The sequence below is a fragment of the Enterococcus sp. CWB-B31 genome (genome assembly GCF_020567645.1).
In the GTDB taxonomy this organism is placed as follows: domain Bacteria; phylum Bacillota; class Bacilli; order Lactobacillales; family Enterococcaceae; genus Enterococcus_L.
Genome location: NZ_JAJDJW010000001.1, coordinates 332,692 through 354,714, shown reverse-complemented (window position 1 = coordinate 354,714; position 22,023 = coordinate 332,692). Strand labels below are relative to the sequence as shown.

Here is a 22,023-nt window from a genome sequence, read left to right as displayed (position 1 = left end):
AACGAAAATAAAAAAACTGTACTGCTTCCATTAAAGGCGGTAGTACAAAAAGCTCTTTTGAGTTCTCATATTATATTCTTCAATAATCACAGATCTGCTGAAGTAAATACTTCCGACACATCATCATCGTCTTCCAGCTTATCAATCAGCTTCTGCAGCTGTTCATTTTGAGCTTCAGTAAGCTCTATCAGCGTTTGAGGGACCATGGTCAACTCAGCTTGAGCTAATGAATAGTCCAGCTTCTGCAGACCCTCTCGAACAGCAGGAAAAGCTTCAGGAACCGTATAAATCTCAAAGACTTCTTCAGATACCTCCAAATCTTCTCCGCCAACATCCAAAACCTGCTCCAGCATGGTATCCTCATCAACAGACAAAGCTGCCCGTTCAATTGCTATATACCCTTTACGATCAAACATGTAGCTGACTGAGCCAGTTTCCCCCAAAGAACCGCCATTACGATTAAAAGCAGTCCGGACATTCGTTCCGGTTCTATTCCGGTTGTCAGTCAAAGCATAAACCAGTACTGCCGAACCGCCGGGACCATATCCTTCATAAATCACTTCATCATAATGTTCGCCACTTCCTGAACTATCTGCCTTTTTGATCGCCCGATCAATATTGTCATTTGGCATATTGGCTGCTTTTGCTTTGTCTATAACCAGCCGTAGCGCAGGATTCATTGCCGGATCTCCTCCACCGGATTTCGCAGCCATATAAATTTCACGGGAAAGCTTTTGAAAGATTTTTCCTCGTTTTGCGTCCTGTGCATTTTTTCTGCCTTGAATATTTTTCCATTTACTGTGACCTGCCATTTTTCTTCCCCCTGACTTGTATTATCCTATCTATCATTGTACTATTCTTTTCTTCTGTTGCAACAGCCCCAATATACGTGATGACTGAAAATAAAAAAAGAGGAAGGAAAACTCTCTCAAGCTCGTCCTCCCTTCCTCAAATCAAACCTCATAAAAATAACAATCATTTCACAGCTGTACGCGGCTTTTCCTGCCTTTTAATCCTGCAAACAACAGGCAGAGCAGCACAGCCAGCAGCGCTCCGGCCGAATCCAGCGCAATATCCTGAAACAAGGGGGTTCGACCTCCGGTGATCATCTGATGAATTTCATCCAATGCAGCGTAACCGGTAGCCGTAAGCCAGGCAACTACAGCTGTAAGTACTGATTGATTGATTCTCGGACGCAAACCAAGGAACCAGCTTCCTCCCAGCAAAAAGTAAGTCAGAATATGGGCCCCTTTACGAATAAAAAATTCAACAAATTTAAAATATCCATTTGCCTGAATACTGACTTCATCAGATGCATACACAAAAGAAATCCTGCTCAGCTGTTCTTTAAATGGTTCATTTGAAAAATATTTCTGCAAAAACCCAATTTGAGACTGCTGTTCATAGGTTTGAGAAGAACTATAAAATAATATACCCATAATGATAAATGCGCAAATCAGATATACGTTACTGTTTCTAAAAAAGTTTTTCACTTTATCACCTCTTCTTACTAATATTAGCTTTTTTCACTACAAGAAACAATGCATTTTAAGCTATAATAATAAAGAAAAGTTTATAAAAGAAAGCGGGTTGTGTTATGACATATTCTCTCAATTGGGATTTAGACAGTATTTTCCCAGGAGGAAGTTCATCAGAGGAATTGATCACCAGAATGAATAAGCTGAAAACGGACAGCAAAACCTACCAAACACTGGTTCGGGAATGGGACATCGGCAATCCAAAAACAAATCAACTATTCAAAGAAATCCTAAAGCTGCAAAGCAGTATCAACGATGGTTTTATGCAATGCAGCAGTTTTATTAATGCACTTTTAGCAGCAAACACCAATGACAGCAAAGCAAAAATATTATTAGGCAACCTTAGCAAGCTGATGCCGGCTGCCCAGCTTGGCGATACATTGCTGAAAACAAAGCTGATGAAAATATCTGATGAACAGTGGTCCAAATTTATTGAGCATAATGACTGGAAGGAGCTGGCATTCCGATTAACGGAACTGCGGACAGAAGGACGCGCTCAACTATCAGAAAATGAAGAAAATATTATCAATACGCTTTCACTGGATGGTCTAGCTGCATGGAGTGCTCATTATGATACAATTGTCTCAACACTAACCCTTCCATTTACTGAAAAAGATGGATCAGTCAGTCAGTTATCTGCCGGACAGGCGTTTAACCGAATGACGAGTGATCCCGATGCCGAAATCAGACAGACGTTATTCGATTTGTGGGAAGCGGCCTGGACAGAAAAATCACCCCTGCTTGCCGATACTCTGAATCATTTAGACGGATTCAGACTCAGCGACTATCAGCTTCACGGAATTAAAAACTTTCTCGAAAAGCCGCTAACCTATAATCGTATGAAGGAAGACACACTAAACGCAATGTGGCAGGTAATCAGTGAAAACAAACAACACATGGTTGATTATCTTACACGAAAAGCCCAGCTGTTCGGCAAAGAAAAGATGGATTGGCAGGATCAGGACGCTCCTGTTATTTTAGGAAATCTGAAGGAAAAAGTATTCAGTTTTGACGAAGCTGCTGCATTCATTTTAACGAACTTCAAAAAATTCAGTCCCAAAATGGCTGAATTCGCTCAGTCTGTATTTGAAAAAAGCTGGATTGAAGCAGAGGACCGACCTGGCAAACGTCCGGGAGGCTATTGTACGGAGCTTCCTGAAACAAAAGAATCACGAATATTTATGACCTATGGCGGTTCCATCAATGAAGTAGCCACCTTAGCCCACGAGTTGGGACATGCATTTCACAGCAGTGTTCTCTGGGAGCTGCCCACATTGAATCGGGACTATGCGATGAACGTTGCAGAAACTGCCAGTACATTTGCTGAGCTGATTGTCGCTGATGCGTCGTTAAAAACAGCTGAAACTAATGAAGAACGAATCAATCTGCTGGATGCAAAACTTCAAAATGCCAATGCAATGTTTATGAACATTCATGCACGTTTTCTATTTGAAACAAACTTCTATGAAGCTAGAAAATCAGGTTTACTGTCAGAAGAACAGATAACAGAAATGATGCTTGAAGCACAAAAAGAAAGTTATCAAAATTGTCTGGATAACTACCATCCTCATTTCTGGGCAAGCAAGCTTCATTTCTTTATTGATGATATTCCTTTTTACAACTTCCCATATACATTTGGGTATCTGTTCAGTCAAGGAATTTATGCAACTGCGCAAAAAAGCGGTACTGACTTTGAAGACAGCTATATTGATCTTCTTAGAGATACTGCTTCAATGACATCAGAAGACTTGGCTGAAAAGCATCTAAATGTTGATCTGACAAAACCTGAATTCTGGAAGGCAGGTGTTGATCTAGTCAACGCAGACATCAAAGAATTCCTCGAATTGACTGAACCGTATGTTTAATCACAAAGGATCAACTTAAGATGGAGAAGCCAAAATTATTCTCCATCTTTTTTGAATTATATATTTGCAGGTAAATAACAACAAAAATCGAGCAGAGGGAAAAGTTAACTGACTTTCCGCCCTCTCACACCACCGTACAAACTGTTCGGCATACGGCGGTTCAACTTATATTGCAGTGTGTACGTTTAGATAATAATCTAAGGCAAAGGGGAGTCCTCTTTGCCTTAGTCGTTTAGTGGATAACGCTCTATGAACAACTTTGGATAATCCACTACTATGACCTCGGCTGACTTCTCATGCTAAACCTTGTTCGACCGATTTTCTTACTAGGGGACTCCTCAATCGTTCGTGAGACCTCCCAGAGTAAGACAACTAACTTTCCTCTTTTACTCGCCTGATTTACCCGATAAGTTTACGCACATCTTTTGGACTTTGGTTTGTATAGGAACCTTATCCACTTACCGAGCCTTGGTATCAGGTTTCTGTTCGTCGAGCCAAGAATTTGATACACGCTTCCTTCAGCCACATCCTCACGAATGCCACCTTGCGTTTCTCTAGCGATTGGTCGATGTGTACCCTCGCAGTGGACTTTCACCACCTAGATAGTCGCCATGCCTGGCGCACTAAAAAAAGATCTGGAAAAATTCCAGATCTTTTTGACTAATTAATTTGAATTACATACGTACTGCAAAGCTTGGCGCCCATCCGCTTACTGAATCTACACGTACCCCTTGAGAAGGATTAGCTGCATGAACGAATGAACCTCCGCCTAATGCAATCGCTACGTGATAAGAAGCGCCCGGTGATCCCCAGAAGTACAAGTCTCCTGCTTGAGCTTCTGAAACTGCGATACGTGTTCCGGCACCCTCTTGAGCCACCGTATAGCCACCCACATTACGACCTTGAGCAGTCATAAATGCGTAATAGACAAGCCCTGAACAGTCAAAGCTGTTTGGTCCTTTAGAACCCCATACGTAAGATTTTCCTACTTGTGCCATCGCTACAGAAACTGCTGAACCGCCTGACGGTGCAGGAGCAGGTGTAGGATCGGGCGTTGGTGTTGGTGTCGGTGCAGGATCTGGTGTTGGCGTTGGTGTAACACCTCCATTACCTGAATTCGTATTGTTCCCACCGCTATTAGTATTATTATTGCTTCCTGAATTACCTGATGTTGTATTCCCAACATCTTCAGTTGCAACTGTTGTACTATTATTTTCTTCAACAGTTGACTGTTCTGCTGCAGTCGCCGCGGCAGCTTCAGCTGCTTCTCTAGCTGCTGCCTCCTGTTGGGCTACCAGTGCACGTTGTGCTTCTGCTTCTGCCTTTTGTTGAACAAACGCAGCTTTTTGATCTTCTGCAGTTGCACGCTCAGCAGACAAACCTGCTTGTAATACTTCCAAATCAAGCTGTGACTTAATAATTTCACCTTTTTGAGCTTCTAATGCTACTTGATTTTCTTCGATTTTAGCACTTTTTTCTTGAGTTTCAGCTTTTTTAGCTTCTACTGCTTGCTGATCATCTTTTTGCTGCTGTACTAAATCATTGTTTGCTCTGACAATTGTTGTCAGGGCCTGAACACGAGTAATAGCATCAGAAAATGATTCCGCTGCTAAAACAGTATCCATATAACTAGTTGCACTTCCGTTCACTTGAACGTCACGCGCTTGTTCCTGAATAGCAACTTCACGTTTTTCAATCCGTTTAGTTAATTCAGCAATTTCAGCTGCTAATGCTGCTGTCTGTTCTCTTAATTCAGTTTGTTCTAATTGCAGTTGATCTGCTTGTGTTACGATTTCAGCAATTTCATTTTGTAAAGAAGCGATTTGTGTTTGTACTGATGCTTCCTGAGCTTTAAGTCCACTGATTTTTTGTTCCTGTTGTTGAATTTTTGAATCAACATCATCTGCGAATGCAGTTGCAGAAGGTCCTACTGTTGAAAGTACTAATGAACTTAATACTAACATTGGGATTACGCGTTTCTTCACTATTCATTCCTCCGGGCAAATTATTTAAAGTTAAACTCTAAAGTTATAATTTTCTTTTCTCAATTATTGACTTTATCAGTTTAACATACTCCTATGTCATACAGATAATAGAAACATTACAAAATTGTTTCAAATATCGAAATAAGAAAGAGGTTGTGATAAACACTCATGAGGTCAAAAGCCCTCATACAGTGTTTATCACAATCCCCTTTGCTTTATCCTATTTAATTTTATTCCTTATCCCGTTATCCCGGAAAACGCCATACAACTGCTCTAAAATTAGCTGGAGGCGCAGGTCTCCAGTTTTTATTTGTCGAAACATAGCCAGAACCGCCAGGATTATTAGCTTCTACAATTTGAACGATTCCATTTTCCACACCTACAATCAATACAGTATGAACTCCGCCAATCCAGCCTTCTGGACTATAGATATTTTCATATTGAACAACATCTCCGGGCTGTACATCGGCCCACGAGATCTGAACTGCCCCTGAAGCCACATATCCGCTGTGAGGACCACCGACAGCAAAACCAATATTCCCTGCAGATAACCAGCGTCGAACTGAAACAAGGCACTCGCCCTGGGCACCCCAGCCAGTTGGATAGCTGTTGCCGCAATCTGCCAGTGCAGCACTTACTACCGCCTGTTTTGCAGCGGAAACATTTTTGGCACTTCCAGGCATTGCTGTGTCTGTGTCATCATACTTTGATGTTGATTGGGCAGGCTTCTGTATAGCAGAAGTTGTACCATCTTCTTCGATAATATTCATACTTTCAGTTTGAGCAAGAATTTCCTGGACCAGCTTTTCCTTCTCTTCTTCTATCCGCTTCTGCTCAGCCTCCTGCTCTGCCAGTTTTTGCTCGGCAGCTGTTTTTTGGGCAGTATATTCAGCCTTTTTACTTTCTTCCGTTGCCCGTTCTGCTTCCAACTCATTTTTGGCAATCTCCTGCTGAATTTTCAAAGTTTCCAGTGATGCTGTCTTTTTATCCAACTCTTTAACAGCTGTTTCTAAAACAGAAATCTGACTTTCAACTGTTTTTGTCTTATCATCTACTTCAGCTTTATCTTCTGTTTGCTGATCCAGTAAGTCATTATTGGCGTTAACTAATGCAGTCAGGCTTTGAACGCGAGTCAAGGCATCAGAAAGAGATTCTGAATTCAGAATAACTTCAAGATAGCTTGTACCATTTCCGCTGACTTGCACATCTCTGGCTTGCTTCTGCATTTGAACATCTCTTTTTTGAATACGCACATTTAAATCAGAAATTTCATTGTAAAGATTTTTGATTTCTTCTGTAAGCAGTTCTTTAGTTTCGCTGAGCTTATCCACTTTTTCTGCTGTTGCCAGCATTTCAGTCTCAATCTCAGCCAACGCCTGTTCTGCTTCTGCTTCTTTTGTTTTTAATGCATCAATTTTTTGATTCTGTTCTGTAATTTGAACATCCGTTGCTGTAGCAACTGCAGGCAAAGAGACTGCGGTCAGAGCCAACGAACAGACCAGTAAAGTTGATATCAGATTATTTTTCACGAATGTACTCCTCCGAATATGTCTATCTATTAATTAAAATCAATTATTTCGCTTACTTTTTTTTTCAGTATCAATACAATTGTAACACAAATATATGTCATATATATATAATGAATATTACAAAAATGTTTCCAAGGGCACATTAAATAGCATACCCCCCGTCGAAAGATTCTTCCGAAAACAAAAAAAGAAACTATGCTGTAGAGAATAGCTTCTTTAACGGATAATAAAATAGTACAAATAACAGCATATTAAATAACAAAGTCGGTCCGAGCGTTCTGGTAATAAAAATGATGGGTCCAACATTTGACAATCGGAAAATCATTTGCAGTACAACCGAAATCAATTCATAGCAGGTAACAAAAATTACCATTCCAAAAAAGGCAGTCGGAATATTTGTGTCCAAAACTTTTTGAAAAGTATACATCAGCACAACAGTAACCGTTAAGGCTACCGTATAAATTCCCAAAACACCGATATAGTAGCTGTCACAAATCAAACCAAGAATGACTGAACTGATAATGACATATCGTTTCGTTAAATTTGGAATCATCGTTACGTAAGCTAACAACAGAAAATGAGCACTCGGAAAATAAACATTATCCACCAGATTCTCTGCCCACATTGTCAACTGACCATCCGTCAGCATCAGGAAAAAAAGAATGAAAGGCGCATAGTACTTTACCTTATCTTTTGGAATCATTCATTTCCACCTGCCGCTCTTTGAATGATCGTCACAAATTTAATATCATACATATCTGCATAGGGTTTAACATACACTTCTCTGTCAAGTCCGTATTTATCCGGTTCTACCTTCTCCACAATTCCCACCGGAAGATCAGCTGGAGAGTTTCCTCCTAACCCGGAAGTCTGGACAACTGCGCCAACCTTTATCTCTGAATCACCTGTCAATTGTGTTGCAACCAAAGCTTTTTCTTTATCATCGTATTCCTTCAGCAGCCCATAAGAATCCCCGCTGTCAGTACTGACACGTATTGGAAAATGATTGGAATTTTGATTTTTGGTAGTCAACAGTTCCACTTTGGAAGAAAAACCGTTCACCTCAATTACTCGCCCAATCAATCCCTTTTGAGAAAGGACAGCCATATTCACTTCAATACCGGCGTTGCTGCCTTTATCCACAATCATGATATCCTGCCAAGTATCCGGCGAACGGCTGATTACATTAGCTGTGACTTTTTCATAAGTCGTCAAGGTTTCATTTAAGCCGATTTCTTCTTTCAGCGAATCAATTTCTTTTTGATAATTCTCATTTTGAATTGCCAGTTCATTATAACTGTCTATTTTTTCTTTCAACTGCTGGTTTTCATCATATGTATTAAATAGATTTGTTAATGAAGCCAAACTGCTGGCTACCGCTTTTGCAGGTGCTGAAAACATCTTGTCAACAATACCGACACCATCGTTTACTGCAGATTGAACAATATTTGCTTTTCCATTGTTTGCTCTTTGCGCCGCAGTCAAGCTGATTACAGTGACCACAATGATTACTAAAATCAAAGTAATAATTATATTTTTATTTGGATTAAATTTCTTCACACCGACACCTCAGATAGTCTTCAAACTGTGGCACTAATTTTACCACTTTTTAGCTGCGAACAAAAGAGCCGCAAAGATGCTCTTTAACTTTTTTTATCAATTAATAGATGAAAAACGAACAGGTTGATTAAACCGACCCATTCGCTTTCCAAAAAAAGATTGAAGCTGATGTATTCTTCGTATAAGACAAACAATCAGCCAGCTGCAGAAGGGATTGTGACATAAGTATGTCTGAGATCCCTAAAGCCGAATAAACGGTGTTCCAGCTTTGTATGATTTCAAGCACGTAGGATCACCTCAGACATGCGATGAGTATTCGTAGAAGCGCGTAGAAGCAAAGCCCCTCCATTCTTCGAGGATCGGAACGAAGGGCTTTGTCACCCCTCATCTATTCAACCATACTATTTGTCTTTTTTCTCTTCATTCAGCAACGCTTTTCTTGAAACGTTCACGCGTCCCATTTTGTCAATTTCCGTTACTTTAACAAGGATTTCATCCCCAAGCTTTACAACATCTTCAACTTTTTCCACACGTTCATTGGCCAGCTGAGAAATGTGAACCAGTCCATCTTTTCCTTTGATTAAGTTAATGAACGCACCGAATTTTTCAATCCTCACTACTTTCCCCAGATAAACCTGACCTACTTCCACTTCTTTTGTCAGTTCTTCAATAATCTTAATTGCTTTCTTAATCATATCAGCATTTGCCGAGGCAATACTTACATTACCCTCTTGATCAATATCAATTTTAACACCGGTCTCATCAATAATTCCATTGATTGTTTCTCCGCCTTTACCAATGACATCTTTGATTTTAGCTGGTTTGATTTGAATCATTTCAATCTTCGGAGCATATTGACTAAGCTCTTCACGAGGACCGCTCAAGGTTGATGTCAGTTCTGCCAAGATTTCCATACGGGCTTTCTTCGCCTGTTCCAAAGCTTCCTTCAGAATTTGTTCCGTAATCCCCTGAATCTTTATATCCATCTGCAATGCAGTAATTCCTTCTTTTGTTCCCGCAACTTTAAAGTCCATATCTCCAAGATGATCTTCCAATCCTTGAATGTCTGTTAGAATCGTATAATTTTCTCCGTCACTGACCAAGCCCATTGCGATTCCGGCAACAGGTGCTTTAATCGGCACACCAGCATCCATCAAAGCTAAAATCCCGGCACAGATACTTGCCTGAGAAGAAGAACCATTTGATTCCAGTACTTCAGAAACGATACGGATTGTGTAAGGGAAATCTGCTTCACTTGGGATAATCTGTGCCATTGCACGCTCACCCAAAGCACCATGTCCGATTTCACGACGTCCTGGAGAACCAGCACGACCTGTTGACCCTACAGAGAACTGAGGGAAGTTGTAATGATGAATGAATCGTTTGCTGTCTTCCACACCCAATCCATCAATAATTTGATGCTCACCTAATGGGGCAAGAGTACAAACTGACAATGCCTGAGTCTGACCTCTGGTAAATAAACCGGAGCCGTGTACTCGAGGCAGAATTCCCACTTCAGAGGCAAGCGGACGGATTTCATCCAGCTTACGGCCATCTGGGCGGATTTTATCAATCGTAATTAGTTCACGCACTACATCCTTTTCCAAATCTTCAGCAATCTGCTTTACTTCTTTGTTAATACGGCCGAGCTCTTCAGAATCTGCATATTTTTCTGCATAGGCTTCTTTCACCTGACCCTTCACTGCATCAATGTTATCTTCACGAGCAAGTTTTTCTTCAGTCATAACAGCATCTTTCATTGTTTGGTAATAGCCGTCAAAAATCTCTTTTTTAAGTTCTGCTTCCACCTGAAGAAGGGATACTTCCATCTTAGGTTTTCCGACTGCTGCCACAACTTCTTCCTGAAAAGCCACCAATTCTTTAATTGCATCAAAACCAAACAACAGTGCACCCAGCATATCTTCTTCTGATACTTCTTTTGCTCCGCTTTCAACCATGTTAATCGCTTTTTTTGTTCCGGCAACGCTTAATTCAATATCTGTTTTTTCTGATTGTTCAATCGTTGGATTCAATACATATTCTCCATCTACACGACCAACATTCACACCAGCAATCGGTCCGTCAAATGGAATATCTGAAATAGCCAATGCCAGAGAGGAACCCAGCATAGCTGCCATTTCCGGTGTGCAGTCCTGTTCCACACTCATCACAGTATTCGTAATTTGCACTTCATTACGGAATCCATCTGCAAACATTGGACGGATTGGACGGTCAATCAAGCGTGCAGTCAATGTAGCGCGTTCACTTGGACGACCTTCCCGTTTAATAAAGCCTCCGGGAACTTTTCCGACTGCATACATTTTTTCTTCATAATTCACTGTCAACGGAAAGAAGTCTACATCTTTTGCTTCTTTCGAAGCAACAGCAGCGCTCAATACAACGGTATCTCCATAGCGAACCAATACTGCACCGTTTGCCTGTTTTGCCAACTGACCAACCTCGATTTGCAGGGGACGTCCCCCCCATGTTGTTTTAAATATTTGTTTCTCTGACATGTTGAATCTCCTTCTTGTCCTTTGAAAAGCGGGACACTACTAAACAAATGGAAAAACCCAATGGATTAGATCCTTTCATTTGGTTAGTAGAGTTCTGACCGGCTCTTCAAGGTACAGTTTTATTTAAAGTACACCTGATACTTTATTTCTGAACAGTTGGGAATACAGCGATAGAATTGATCGCAGGCCCCTTATGCTTATTAACTGAGATAAGTCCCAACTACTTACAAACGATGTTCCATTCTTTGGATATTTCGAGGATCGGAACAAAGCCCTTCAATTCTTAGTAGCTTTGCCATTTAGAAATTGATGAGATTGAAACGAAGTGTAGCGTAGTGAGAACCGCAGAAGCAAATCTTTTTGTGCGATGAGTAATCGCAGGCAACCTCTCGGAAATACTACGTATCAATCCACAACCATTCATCTCATAAATAGTGCTCCTTGACAATTTTCGGATACTCCTTCTTATTGCTTCGCTTCGATGCTGGGCATACCTATCTGGTTCTCAGAACTAGCCGCTTTTGTCACAACCTCAGACTAAAAAAGTGAGATTCTGGTGAATCCCACTTTCATATTTTGGATTAACGACGTAAGCCTAAACGTTGGATCAGTTCACGGTAGCGTTGGATGTCAGTCTTACGCAGGTAAGCTAACAAGTTACGACGGTGACCGATTTTTTTCATTAGTCCACGGTAAGAATGGTGATCTTTTTTGTGAACGCGTGCATGCTCATTCAGGTGATTGATATCAGCTGTTAATACAGCGATCTGTACTTCCGGTGAACCAGTATCTCCTTCATGCAAAGCATATTCGCTAATGATTTGGTTTTTCTGTTCTTTTGACATTACCATATTTTCCACCTCTTTCTAAAAAATCATCTAAATACTGAGTAGTACGTTGGTGACTCGTACAACCAAGTAAAAGACGGTATGTTTCCACACAGATTATACTTTACAGGATAGCATGTCAAAATGCAAGACAAAACGAAGGAAGAACACCGTAAACACGTGAAAAGCTCTCTCTTTTTTCGACAGACAGCAAATCTCGGAAAAATTGTCTCGACCTGCTGTTCCTAACCTGTGCTATTCAGATACTTCTGTTCAATGTCTGACCTTTCAGGTCGCTTCTGATTCTTTTGCTCTGCTGTCTGCCCCCTGAACAAAAACCCTTGTTTTCTGTAGAAAAGTCCCCATTTTTTTCTGTTTTGTGATACACTTAATTACGCAAAATGTTCAAACTGCCAGTAAAATCTTTTACTGTTTTAATGATAAAAGGAGGAATCATCTGAATGATTTTGATGAATGACATTATTCGGGAGGGGCATCCTACCCTGCGCAAAGTCGCAGAAGAAACAGCATTGCCTCTATCTGAAGAAGATATTAAACTGGGACAGGAAATGATGACCTTTCTGCAAAACAGTCAGGACCCTGAAAAAGCGGAAGAACTGGAATTAAGAGGCGGCGTTGGTCTTGCAGCTCCCCAATTGGATATTTCTAAAAGAATTATTGCTGTCCATGTTCCCAGTTCAGATATGGAAAATCCAGAGCCGGTCCTTAGTGCTGTCATGTACAATCCAAAAATTATCAGCCACTCTGTTCAGGATGCTTGTCTGGCGGAAGGCGAAGGCTGTCTATCAGTAGATCGGGAGGTCCCCGGTTACGTTGTGCGCCACAGCAAAATTACGCTGACTTATTTTGATGCAAATGGTGAAAAACAGAAAATACGGCTAAAAAATTATGAAGCCATTGTGGTACAACATGAAATTGATCATTTAAACGGGATTATGTTCTATGATCATATCAATGAAAACAGTCCCTTCAATTTGAAAGACGGCGTATTGATTATCGAATAATTCCGATTCGAATTCACACGTTTACTTATAATCTGATTGACACGCTTCTCACAGTCTGTCAATCAGATTTTTTTATCAAAAATAATCATTACTCCTGTCTCCTGTAAAAAGACTGCTAAGAAAACATGCCGACACCTCATCTCTTTACCAGCTTCAACAAAGTATAGATAATTTACTGTCATTGTCTACATCGTTCAATTCTAAATACTCGCCCTCAACACGAATATCATTCAAGCCATCTTCCTGTACCGAGCTGAAAGCAAAAATATCTTCAAATGTAGATTTTCATACTTCCATCTTTCATTTTTATCTCAAGTTTCAGAGAATCAATCTGGCTGTCTTTTCCACTGTTGCTTTCATACGAAAAGCTAAAGCTCAACGGAGATAGTTTACTATTTTTTATCTCAGTTTAGACTTCCTGAAGCTTTACCTTTTGATTTTTTAATTCCCTGACAGATATTTCAGAAGGGTCTGTAAATTTAATTACCCGTTCCCCACGCTCATAGACTTCATAGCTGCTGTCTTCAAGTTTAATATTATAGTCTTTCAACTCAGATTTTTTATGCCAAAAAGATATTCTTCATACATCAGAACGCCCAGTTTCATTTCTCATTCATTCCCTCACCTCTTTTTCATGTGCCACTTATAATACAATCGAAAAAGGAAAATTCCTCACTTTGCAGCAAGTTTTTCCAAAACTAATGCTTTCTATCTGCAAAACTGATAATAAAAATAGGGATTAGCACCTTATTTTTCATAAAATCATCAAACAACACTTTATCTAAATCAGCTGCAGCCTGCTGAAAAAAACAGATCCCTTATCAGCTGGAACTGATAAAGTATCTGTATTCATAATATTCTTTTATATTTCAATAATTATTAGGGCGTGTCTGAAAAGTTAGTGGGCTTCGAATTTTCCAGTGATTTTTGTTGAAATCAAGAAAGAAAATACAGCTTATGTGATGTGGTTCATAAGCGAGTATTTATACCGAGGAGTTCTATAAAAATCATCAAAATATTCGCCGCTTGAGTTTTCAGACATACACTAGACAAATTTCAATTCTTTCAAGGCTTTCCAGATGCCGTCCTGATCATTGGTATCTGTGACCATTTTTGCTTCCTGCTGTATATGCGCTTCAGCATTCCCCATTGCTACACCAATTCCCGCTTCCCGCAGCATTTCCCGATCATTATCGCCATCTCCAAATGCGATAACATCTTCTCGTTCGATCCCTACCCGTTCAGCAAGGTTTAGAATTGTTGCTGCTTTAGAGCCGTTTTGTGGAAGAATATCTACACTCTCAGGATGCCAGCGGACAAAACGAAACTTTGGAAACAGCTCTTCAAACGAGCCTTCCAATGATTGATCATAAAATGCAAGCGCCTGATAAATATCTGCCGATTGATTAAAATGCTCATCAAAATCCAGATCATGAAAATCAATGGAGCGCATCGCTTCAACAACTTGTTGCGGCCGATGACTGTTGGTCTTTTTCACTGCATCCAGCCCAACATATGCTAAACCTAATTCCTGCTCTTCCAGTTCCTTCGAAAAACGAACCAGTTCTTCTTCATCCAACAGATTTTGATAGTATTGTTCATGATCTAAAAAAGCAGCTGCTCCATTACAAAGAATATAGTTAGGAAATTCTAAATCAAGAATAACCTTCTGTGCCATGTATCGGCTTCTTCCAGTGGCTATTGTCACTAAATGCCCCTGTTTTCTAAGCTGGTGCAAAGCCTCCCTTGTACTGTCCAGCGCCTGCTTGTCTGTTCCCAACAACGTCCCGTCAATATCAAATGCAAAAAGTTTTCTCTTCATGGAGTTTTAGTCCCGCCTGCTTTCTTTCATTTTTAATCCTTAAAAGCTCCAACAATTTCGCCTGGTGCCTCTCATCATTTTTAGCATATTAAAGACTGTTTATCAATTATACGGATTTCATTCAGATTGTCCTTTAACCATTAAAATTCCCAAAATATCAAGAAAATACACAAAAAGCCGAAGCAAAAATTCATCTCAGCTCCAGCTTTCATTCTATTTTAATCTAAATATTTTGTATCTACATCGTTCAGCCATGCATAGCCAAGTCCCATAACCAGACCGCCGCCGATAAAGTTCCCAATCAAGGCAAAAAACAGATTATGCGCAACATTTCCGACAGTCATCGCCGCCATCGTTCCATGAGAAGCAAAGTACGCTAATGTGAACGCAGGGAAATTGGCGATAACGTGTTCATATCCCAAGAAAGCAAAAATAAATATCAGGAAGATAATTGCGCCGATTTTACCTGCATCATCTTTCATACGCATGCTAACCAAGACTGCCGTGTTGACCACAATATTCGCAAACATACCTTCTACTAAAATTTGCATTGTACCCTTAGTTAATTTTCCGGAAATCGAAGTCAGCATATAATTATCTGGCGCTAACTCTTGAAAAGGAACTGTTTGAGAGACTAAGAAACCAAAAATTACCCCTCCAACTAAATTAAAGAAAATACAAGTAAATAAAATTTTTGCAGCAAATGAAACATTGATTTTTTTACGATAAACACCAACAGTCATATACAGCATATTTGATGTCCCAAGTTCGGCATTCATATAAAGTATCATTACTAAAGACCAGCTAAACATAAATGCGTACAAAATTTTCCCCAAGCCGTGTGCAATATCCTCGCCTTTCATCGCAATAGCAAATGCTACAGCTGTTCCAAGAGATAAAAACATACACGCAAGGACTGCCCGAAACGCATAACGAACGAAACTGTTTTCAAATAAGTTCATTTTTTTACTGATGGATTTATCGATCTGTTCAAATAATGGAGATACAGGTTTCATCAATTTACTGCTCCTTTTCAAATAATTTTCAATCATTCTTTTCAGAATATCCTCTCCCATTTTAATTACATAGAAACCATTTGTCCAGTGATTTTTGTGGATTTATTTCATAAATTAGCCATTCTTTCTGTCTAGTTTCTTTCTAATCTGTTGATAATCATTGACGCAGCAGGTTTTATTGAGGTATAATATCATTCGTGTAAAATAATGCAGCAGAAGGATAATAGTTCGTCAACAGTTCGTTGCCTCAAATCATCATTAATGATTTTGATCAGTAGATCTGGGTTCAACTGCGTAACCGCGGCTGCAAAGGTGAAGGTTGAAGAATGAACTGAACGAATATGAATTTTTCAAAAGATTATTTTACTCCAAAAAAATTATTTATTGGAGGAATTTTTAATGTCACGTTATACTGGACCATCTTGGAAAATCTCTCGCCGTTTAGGTATTTCTCTATCAGGAACTGGTAAAGAATTGGCACGCCGCCCTTACAAACCAGGTCAACACGGACCAAACAGCCGTGGGAAAGTATCTGAATATGGTATGCAATTAACTGAAAAACAAAAACTGCGTCATATGTATGGTATGAACGAACGTCAATTCCGTACACTTTTCGTTAAGGCAAGCAAAATTAAAGAAGGTAAGCACGGGGTTAACTTCATGATCCTGTTAGAACAACGTTTAGACAATGTTGTTTACCGTCTTGGTCTTGCAACTACTCGTCGTCAAGCACGTCAGTTAGTAAATCATGGTCACGTTTTAGTGGATGGCAAACGTGTAGACATCCCTTCTTACCACGTTGAAGTGGGTCAAGTGATTTCTATCCGTGAAAAATCTCAAAACAATACAGCAATTAAAGAAGCAGTAGAAGCAACTCTTGGCCGTCCGGCATTTGTGAGCTTCGATACTGAAAAATTAGAAGGAAGCCTAACTCGTTTACCAGAACGTGAAGAGCTTTATCCTGAAATCGACGAAGCACTTGTCGTTGAATTCTACAACCAAGTTCTATAATATCTTACGATATTCAAAAAACCTTGCCGTTTTGGCAAGGTTTTTCTTGTTAGTCTGAAGATACTGTATACCTTCCAGACCGGCAAAATCATAAATGCTTGTATTCACCTCAAATAATGTAAGCTCTTGATTGAAAAGATAGTTTAGAACCTTGCCATATCGTCCGTCTTCTTCCGGATTTTCCGTACAAATGCTTCCAACAGCTTATGATTCAGGTAATTATTTAAAGTTAAATTAGGTAGCTGAACATTCCGTCCCTGCACTTCCGCTGATCCGCCATATACCATCAAACCAAATCCAGCAGCCAGCATGGTTACACTTATTTTCATTACAAAATCCTCTATTTCTGTTTTTTTATTCATTACACACCGAAAGGACACATATTAAAATATCGAGTAGAAATATTCCATAAAGCCTTAGACATCCCAAAATAAAGGATAGCTTCTTCCATTTAAGATAACTTTCTATTCATTTTTTGAATTTTTTATTCTAAAGACCTTTACAGAAAGAACGTATGTTCCTATAATGGTAATGAATGTAAAAACAGACAGGAGAGGATTATATGAAACTGGTGGTCACTGAAAGGCACTTGGGAGAAGGGGTATTCCCGACATTTTCGGAAGGAACCATAGTGACAAACCTTACACTCTGCGAGCATTATCATAATTGGACAGGTGGAACAATTGAAGGCTATGATACATATTTCCCTGTGGACTATATTGATGGTGATACTTTAACCAGAGAATATAACCCGACAGAGCTGATAGCAACAGAAAACAGTATCGTCGAATTAATCGAAGTTGTTTATGAATGGGCGCTGGTAAAAGATCAACACGGGACAATCGGCTGGCTGCCGTTTTCCAAGCTGAAATCGCTTATTTTCGCCTAATATATAAAGAGCTGCAGAATGAAAAAAATTTGTGCATTGCTTCAAAAAAGCAAACAGGTCTACTGACAGATGAGTTGCTTCAAGCAAACGTTCAGCATTTAAAACATTTAGAAGATACAGCCATTTTAATTCTCTGAAGATCTCTGAAAGATACGAGTCAGGCGACCCAACTGCTTCAGGTAAACAGCCTGACAGATACCCAAATTCTTTTTTCAGCAATCCATTTACTCAGCGTAGCTGCCATCAATACTGCTCTTTTAAATGGACGGTTGGAAGCAAGTACTGAGAATAATTTTTTAGTAAAAAATTTATAGACACATGCAGAGAAGACCACAACCATTTACCGCTGTCCCTGCACACGTCTATTTTTTATATCTCTTTTTCAGTGTTTATTCATTGCACGCTGACAGGACACCAGCCTTTATTACAACGACCTGATCACGCTGTTCAAGCAGATCGTCATGGGTAACTATAATTGTTGCTTTATTTTTTCCTTTGCAAGAATTTTGATAATTTCAAGCACCTTTTCAGAATCAAGATTGACGGTTGGTTTATCCGCCAAAACAATCAAAGGGACGTTATAAAGGGCTATTGCAATTGTCCTCCGTAGATGCCCTTCGCCAGCTATTTCATTTCGTCAAGATATTCATTTCCCAAATTACCTACTCCCAGCTGATCCAGCAATTCCTGAATCTCCTTGTTGCCGCCTTTTTCCTTTTTACTTTATCAACCGGCTTCAGCCGCTTGGACCAATCACTGCAGTAAATTTCCCTTTTTCCAGAAAAAACTCTGTCTTTTTCAATGCTGTAACTGCAGCATCTCCATCTAAAAAGCTTTTTTCCGGCTTGTTTAAACGCTATTGCCTTCACTCACCCTTTTATCAAGTACCATTCAATAGTCCTGAGTAAGTCCATAAGCCCATAAGCCGATCCGGTTAAAAAGGACACCAGATAGTCTATTAAAAATATCACTTTAACAATCAAGCTGCATCTTAGTTTATAATGAACAATTTCATTCCATGCTAAACGCATGTCGCTCCCTCTTTCCCCCTTCTCTTCCGTTAAAATCGTCTATTCAATATAATGAGATAATTATTCACCTTAAAAAACCAGTTTATTTCTTTTACAAGATTGGGCTTTACATTATTCTAACTTTCCTATATAATTTTCGTTAACCAATATAAAAAATAAGTTGACGATGAGGTGTATTATGAATTCTTCTTTACGTTCCATGATTCTGGCTGCAGAGTTTGCTGCTATTATCGCTATATTTTCACAACTAACTATTCCAACAGGTCTTATTCCTCTTACAGGGCAAACATTAGCAGTAGGTTTGGCAGTAACCGTTTTAGGTCGACGTGTTGGCACCTACGCTATTTTAATCTATTTGCTCCTAGGCTTAATCGGTTTGCCTGTTTTTGCTGGAATGAAATCCGGTGTTGCAGCATTACTCGGTCCTACAGGAGGCTATTTAATTGGTTTTATTTTCAATGGTCTTATTACAGGAACAGTGATGGAACGCAAGTCCTTCAATTATACGTGGGCAGTTTTAGGAAATATTATCGGGGCTATGGTCACACTTATTTTCGGTACATTATGGCTGAAAATATATGGAGGAACAGACTGGCTTCCAGCCTTTCAAGGCGGCTTTATCCCTTTTATTATTCCAGGGATAATAAAAGCTGTACTTGCAGCCTATCTTGGTATTTTAATACGAAACAGATTACCGGCTGCCATGCTGAATTCTGAAAAATCGGTTCACAGATAGTAAAAAAGAGGGTATACTTAAGAGGAAAAGCATGGAGGGATAGTAGTGAAGAAGCATAAAATATTGCGCACTATAATAGAACTCGTAGTCCTATTCGGTCTCGTTTTCCTTTTAAGAATATTTATTTTTAATCCAGTCGAAGTGTTGGGAAATTCAATGGAGCCCACTTATCATGAATCAGATCGTCTTTGGCAGATGACATTTGTCGAGCCCAGCCGTTTTGATAATGTGACATTCATCAGTCCCAGAAATGGAAAAATGCTGGTAAAAAGAGTGATCGGTCTTCCCGGTGATACAATTCGTTATGAAAATGATCAGTTATATATCAATGATAAAGCTTATGATGAAGATTATTTAGACGAATTTAAGGTAGATATGCCTGACGGAGAACCATTAACTCCAGATTTTTCTTTGGAAACTCTGACAGCAACCCAAACAAGCACTGTTACTGAAGGAAAATATTTTGTTCTAGGTGACAACCGTCAGATCGCTGACGACAGCCGTTATTTCGGCTTTGTTGATCAGGATGATATTAAAGGTGTAATTTTCTTCCGTTTCTTTCCATTAAATAAAATTGGGCTGCAATAACCAGTGACTAATCCAGAAGAAGCACAAAGAAATCTACTGTTTGATTTCTTTGTGCTTCTTCTTTTATGTCATGTCAACCCCTTGTAAAGATACAAGACAGCTCAGCTAAAAGCTGGTTTTTCCAACAAAACAGTTTAACTAGAATCAACAATAACTTGTCTGCGTTATAACTATCTAAACCTGGGTTTTCACAGACTCGTTACCTTGTCTCATCTTTAAGTGCTTTTTCATTTGCAATGTTGTTCCATAGCAAGCTGGTACAACGGCAGCAGCTTTTTATAGGTCTCAAGCATGTACCTCTGTGCTTCCTTTGGAGATTTCAACAGAGGGTCATCCTTCCTGATAATTCGCCCAATTTGAAATTCGCCCTTTTTTACGTCCCTAAACCGAACCAGCCCTTTTTCCAGATCAGCTTCTCCTAGCTTTTCGACATTCGGCTGTGTATGGTCCAATGAAATATAAAAATCATCCGGCAGCAGATCAAACAACTTCGAACTATCTAAAAATGCCTGAGCAATCTGTTGCTCATTTTTCGGATTGTCAATCAGAGACAACCACATAAATAAATAATCCGGCCATATACCCAGCTGAAAATGCGGCTCCATTTTATAGCCTCTTTTTTTCCGGCTGAGCGCAGACCATGTATTTTCAGGTGCATATGCCGTCCGACGACGATGCTGTGCAATATGAACATAAAATGTTGTATCCAGATCTTTTCCCAGCTCAGCAGCAAAGTAGTCATCCAGCTTCTGGAATTTCGGTTGTATCCGACTGCGAATCTCAACCATTCTTTCACCCAGACCTTCAACTTCAAAAACAGTAAAATCTTTTTTTATAAACATTTAACTTGCACTCCATTTCTTTTCTGCAATCAATTCTTCAATACAGCTAGCCTTACCAGCGATTAATCAACAAATAAATGTATGCTGCAGCAAAACTTATTCTCATTTTTACAGTATTCCGTTGCTTTTATCTTGGATTCAATCATTTCTTACCACATTCGTATAAAAGTATAACATATTCTTAGAAGGCAAAAAAAGTGCAGAGAAACTATTATTCGGCATTTGTATTTTTCACTTGAAGTTTCTTCTATACAAAGAAGGTTAACTTTTCACCAAAGCGTATATCCAGCACAAAAAGAAACCAACATGCTATTTTTCAGCTAGCTGTTGATTTCTTTTCAAGCAATTGGATAGACAAAACTCGTATTTTCCGCTGGTATATTTAATGCCGGTACCTATATTCTCTCAAAGCTTTATCCATTCTTCCACCATCAACTTTTATCAGCCCGCAAACAGCACAAAGACCAAATAAAGCAATTTCAACGATATTACTCATCAGAAATTCAACAAGTGTCAAACTGTCCTTAATTAATAAAAGCATTCCGTATTCTCCAGCAAAGCTTAACAACCGTACAGCACTAATTAACCACCAAAAGCCTATGGACGTGTATTTCCACAAAGCAATCAGTATCCATACATAAACTACCCAAACAGCTGTGACTCTAAATAATTGAGTCAGATCTATATGAGGGTTAATTCCTGCGATTGCCAGCAGCAGCGGTACAATCAAAACAGTTACGATGCCGCCGCATTTAATCAGTCGGTTTTCTCCTGCATATCTTAGCACCGTTGCAACTCCTCCGGCAATTAAGCATCCGCTGAAAACAATGAGAGACCATGTCAGTTCCTGAGTATAAATAAAATCAAGCCCCGCACAAATAATGCTGCTGATTGCCAATGAACTGATTACAACCATATACAGGACTTCCCATATGTTTTTTCTCTTTAAACTAGTAACCATTTTTTTATCTCCCTTCAATAATGCATCCAAAGAGATAGAAAACAATTCACTCAGCTGAATCAGGCTTTCAATATCCGGATAACTCCGACCTACTTCCCAGTTAGAAATCGTCTGTCTGGAGACATGCATTTTGTCTGCCAGTTCCTGCTGTGTAAAATTGTATGCTGCTCTCTTTTCCTTTAATCGGTTTCCTAAATCCATTCTTTTCTCCTTCTGTTTTCACTATAGAAAAAGCATACCATTTTCACAAGAAAAGAAAATAAGCAAATGGATGATCATCAC

At 39.4% G+C, this 22,023-nt stretch carries 19 protein-coding genes and 1 pseudogene; 6 read left to right on the top strand and 14 right to left on the bottom strand.

Annotated features, from left to right (window positions below; all coding sequences use genetic code 11):
• Positions 1-86: 86 nt before the first annotated feature.
• Positions 87-812 (bottom strand): YebC/PmpR family DNA-binding transcriptional regulator, encoded by a 726-nt coding sequence (locus tag LI954_RS01385; protein WP_202066343.1) that lies wholly within the window; start codon positions 810-812, stop codon positions 87-89.
• A gap of 168 nt (positions 813-980) precedes the next feature.
• Complete coding sequence (locus LI954_RS01380) at positions 981-1,493, bottom strand: VanZ family protein (RefSeq protein WP_229442280.1); 513 nt, start codon at positions 1,491-1,493, stop codon at positions 981-983.
• Between the two features lie 104 nt (positions 1,494-1,597).
• On the opposite strand from LI954_RS01380, the gene LI954_RS01375 reads away from it, so the two are divergent.
• The gene (locus LI954_RS01375; RefSeq protein WP_229443287.1) at positions 1,598-3,403 is read left to right on the top strand and encodes a M3 family oligoendopeptidase; all 1,806 of its coding nucleotides are present in this window, start codon (positions 1,598-1,600) and stop codon (positions 3,401-3,403) included.
• A 674-nt stretch (positions 3,404-4,077) separates the two neighbouring features.
• On the opposite strand, the gene LI954_RS01370 is transcribed toward LI954_RS01375, so the two are convergent.
• The 6 genes from LI954_RS01370 to rpsO all read right to left on the bottom strand — a co-directional run bounded on the left by LI954_RS01370 (position 4,078) and on the right by rpsO (position 11,844).
• On the bottom strand, positions 4,078-5,388 hold the full coding sequence (locus LI954_RS01370) for an NlpC/P60 family protein (protein WP_229443286.1): 1,311 nt from the start codon (positions 5,386-5,388) through the stop codon (positions 4,078-4,080).
• Between the two features lie 245 nt (positions 5,389-5,633).
• Positions 5,634-6,917, bottom strand: coding sequence for a coiled-coil domain-containing protein (locus LI954_RS01365; protein WP_229443285.1), 1,284 nt, complete (start codon positions 6,915-6,917; stop codon positions 5,634-5,636).
• A 193-nt stretch (positions 6,918-7,110) separates the two neighbouring features.
• Positions 7,111-7,620 (bottom strand): rod shape-determining protein MreD, encoded by a 510-nt coding sequence (gene mreD, locus LI954_RS01360; protein ID WP_202066334.1) that lies wholly within the window; start codon positions 7,618-7,620, stop codon positions 7,111-7,113.
• Positions 7,617-8,477, bottom strand: coding sequence for a rod shape-determining protein MreC (mreC, locus tag LI954_RS01355; protein WP_202066332.1), 861 nt, complete (start codon positions 8,475-8,477; stop codon positions 7,617-7,619). The genes mreD and mreC overlap by 4 nt, the downstream gene beginning before the upstream one ends.
• Positions 8,478-8,878: 401 nt before the next feature.
• A complete protein-coding gene (gene pnp, locus LI954_RS01350) occupies positions 8,879-10,993 on the bottom strand; it encodes a polyribonucleotide nucleotidyltransferase (protein ID WP_229443284.1) in 2,115 nt (704 codons plus the stop codon).
• A gap of 581 nt (positions 10,994-11,574) precedes the next feature.
• A complete protein-coding gene (gene rpsO / locus LI954_RS01345; protein ID WP_202066327.1) occupies positions 11,575-11,844 on the bottom strand; it encodes a 30S ribosomal protein S15 in 270 nt (89 codons plus the stop codon).
• A gap of 437 nt (positions 11,845-12,281) precedes the next feature.
• Between rpsO and def the strand changes: the two genes are divergently transcribed.
• Positions 12,282-12,845: a peptide deformylase gene (gene def / locus LI954_RS01340; protein ID WP_202066319.1), complete on the top strand. Its 564-nt coding sequence runs from the start codon at positions 12,282-12,284 to the stop codon at positions 12,843-12,845.
• A 1,045-nt stretch (positions 12,846-13,890) separates the two neighbouring features.
• On the opposite strand, the gene LI954_RS01335 is transcribed toward def, so the two are convergent.
• Both LI954_RS01335 and LI954_RS01330 read right to left on the bottom strand, forming a co-directional pair.
• Positions 13,891-14,667, bottom strand: coding sequence for a Cof-type HAD-IIB family hydrolase (locus LI954_RS01335; protein WP_229442274.1), 777 nt, complete (start codon positions 14,665-14,667; stop codon positions 13,891-13,893).
• 218 nt (positions 14,668-14,885) lie between these two features.
• Complete coding sequence (locus LI954_RS01330) at positions 14,886-15,683, bottom strand: formate/nitrite transporter family protein (RefSeq protein WP_202066313.1); 798 nt, start codon at positions 15,681-15,683, stop codon at positions 14,886-14,888.
• 399 nt (positions 15,684-16,082) lie between these two features.
• Here LI954_RS01330 and rpsD point away from each other — a divergent pair, with 399 nt between their 5' ends.
• Positions 16,083-16,694: a 30S ribosomal protein S4 gene (gene rpsD / locus LI954_RS01325; RefSeq protein ID WP_202066311.1), complete on the top strand. Its 612-nt coding sequence runs from the start codon at positions 16,083-16,085 to the stop codon at positions 16,692-16,694.
• 143 nt (positions 16,695-16,837) lie between these two features.
• Here the strand turns inward: rpsD and LI954_RS01320 are convergent, their stop codons facing one another.
• A complete protein-coding gene (locus tag LI954_RS01320) occupies positions 16,838-17,023 on the bottom strand; it encodes a hypothetical protein (protein WP_202066304.1) in 186 nt (61 codons plus the stop codon).
• A 233-nt stretch (positions 17,024-17,256) separates the two neighbouring features.
• Between LI954_RS01320 and LI954_RS01315 the strand changes: the two genes are divergently transcribed.
• Entirely contained in the window at positions 17,257-17,583 is a 327-nt protein-coding gene (locus tag LI954_RS01315; RefSeq protein WP_202066302.1) for a hypothetical protein, read from the top strand.
• 389 nt (positions 17,584-17,972) lie between these two features.
• Here LI954_RS01315 and LI954_RS16280 read toward each other — a convergent pair.
• Positions 17,973-18,452 (bottom strand): annotated as a pseudogene (locus tag LI954_RS16280) (hypothetical protein).
• Positions 18,453-18,792: 340 nt separating this feature from the next.
• Between LI954_RS16280 and LI954_RS01300 the strand changes: the two are divergent.
• Positions 18,793-19,350, top strand: a complete 558-nt coding sequence (locus LI954_RS01300) for a biotin transporter BioY (protein WP_202066300.1) — start codon at positions 18,793-18,795, stop codon at positions 19,348-19,350.
• A 45-nt stretch (positions 19,351-19,395) separates the two neighbouring features.
• Positions 19,396-19,938: a signal peptidase I gene (lepB, locus tag LI954_RS01295; protein WP_229443283.1), complete on the top strand. Its 543-nt coding sequence runs from the start codon at positions 19,396-19,398 to the stop codon at positions 19,936-19,938.
• A gap of 227 nt (positions 19,939-20,165) precedes the next feature.
• Here lepB and LI954_RS01290 read toward each other — a convergent pair whose 3' ends face one another.
• Positions 20,166-20,780, bottom strand: a complete 615-nt coding sequence (locus LI954_RS01290) for a DUF1054 domain-containing protein (protein WP_202066283.1) — start codon at positions 20,778-20,780, stop codon at positions 20,166-20,168.
• 382 nt (positions 20,781-21,162) lie between these two features.
• Entirely contained in the window at positions 21,163-21,942 is a 780-nt protein-coding gene (locus tag LI954_RS01285; protein ID WP_229443281.1) for a helix-turn-helix domain-containing protein, read from the bottom strand.
• Positions 21,943-22,023: the final 81 nt, after the last annotated feature.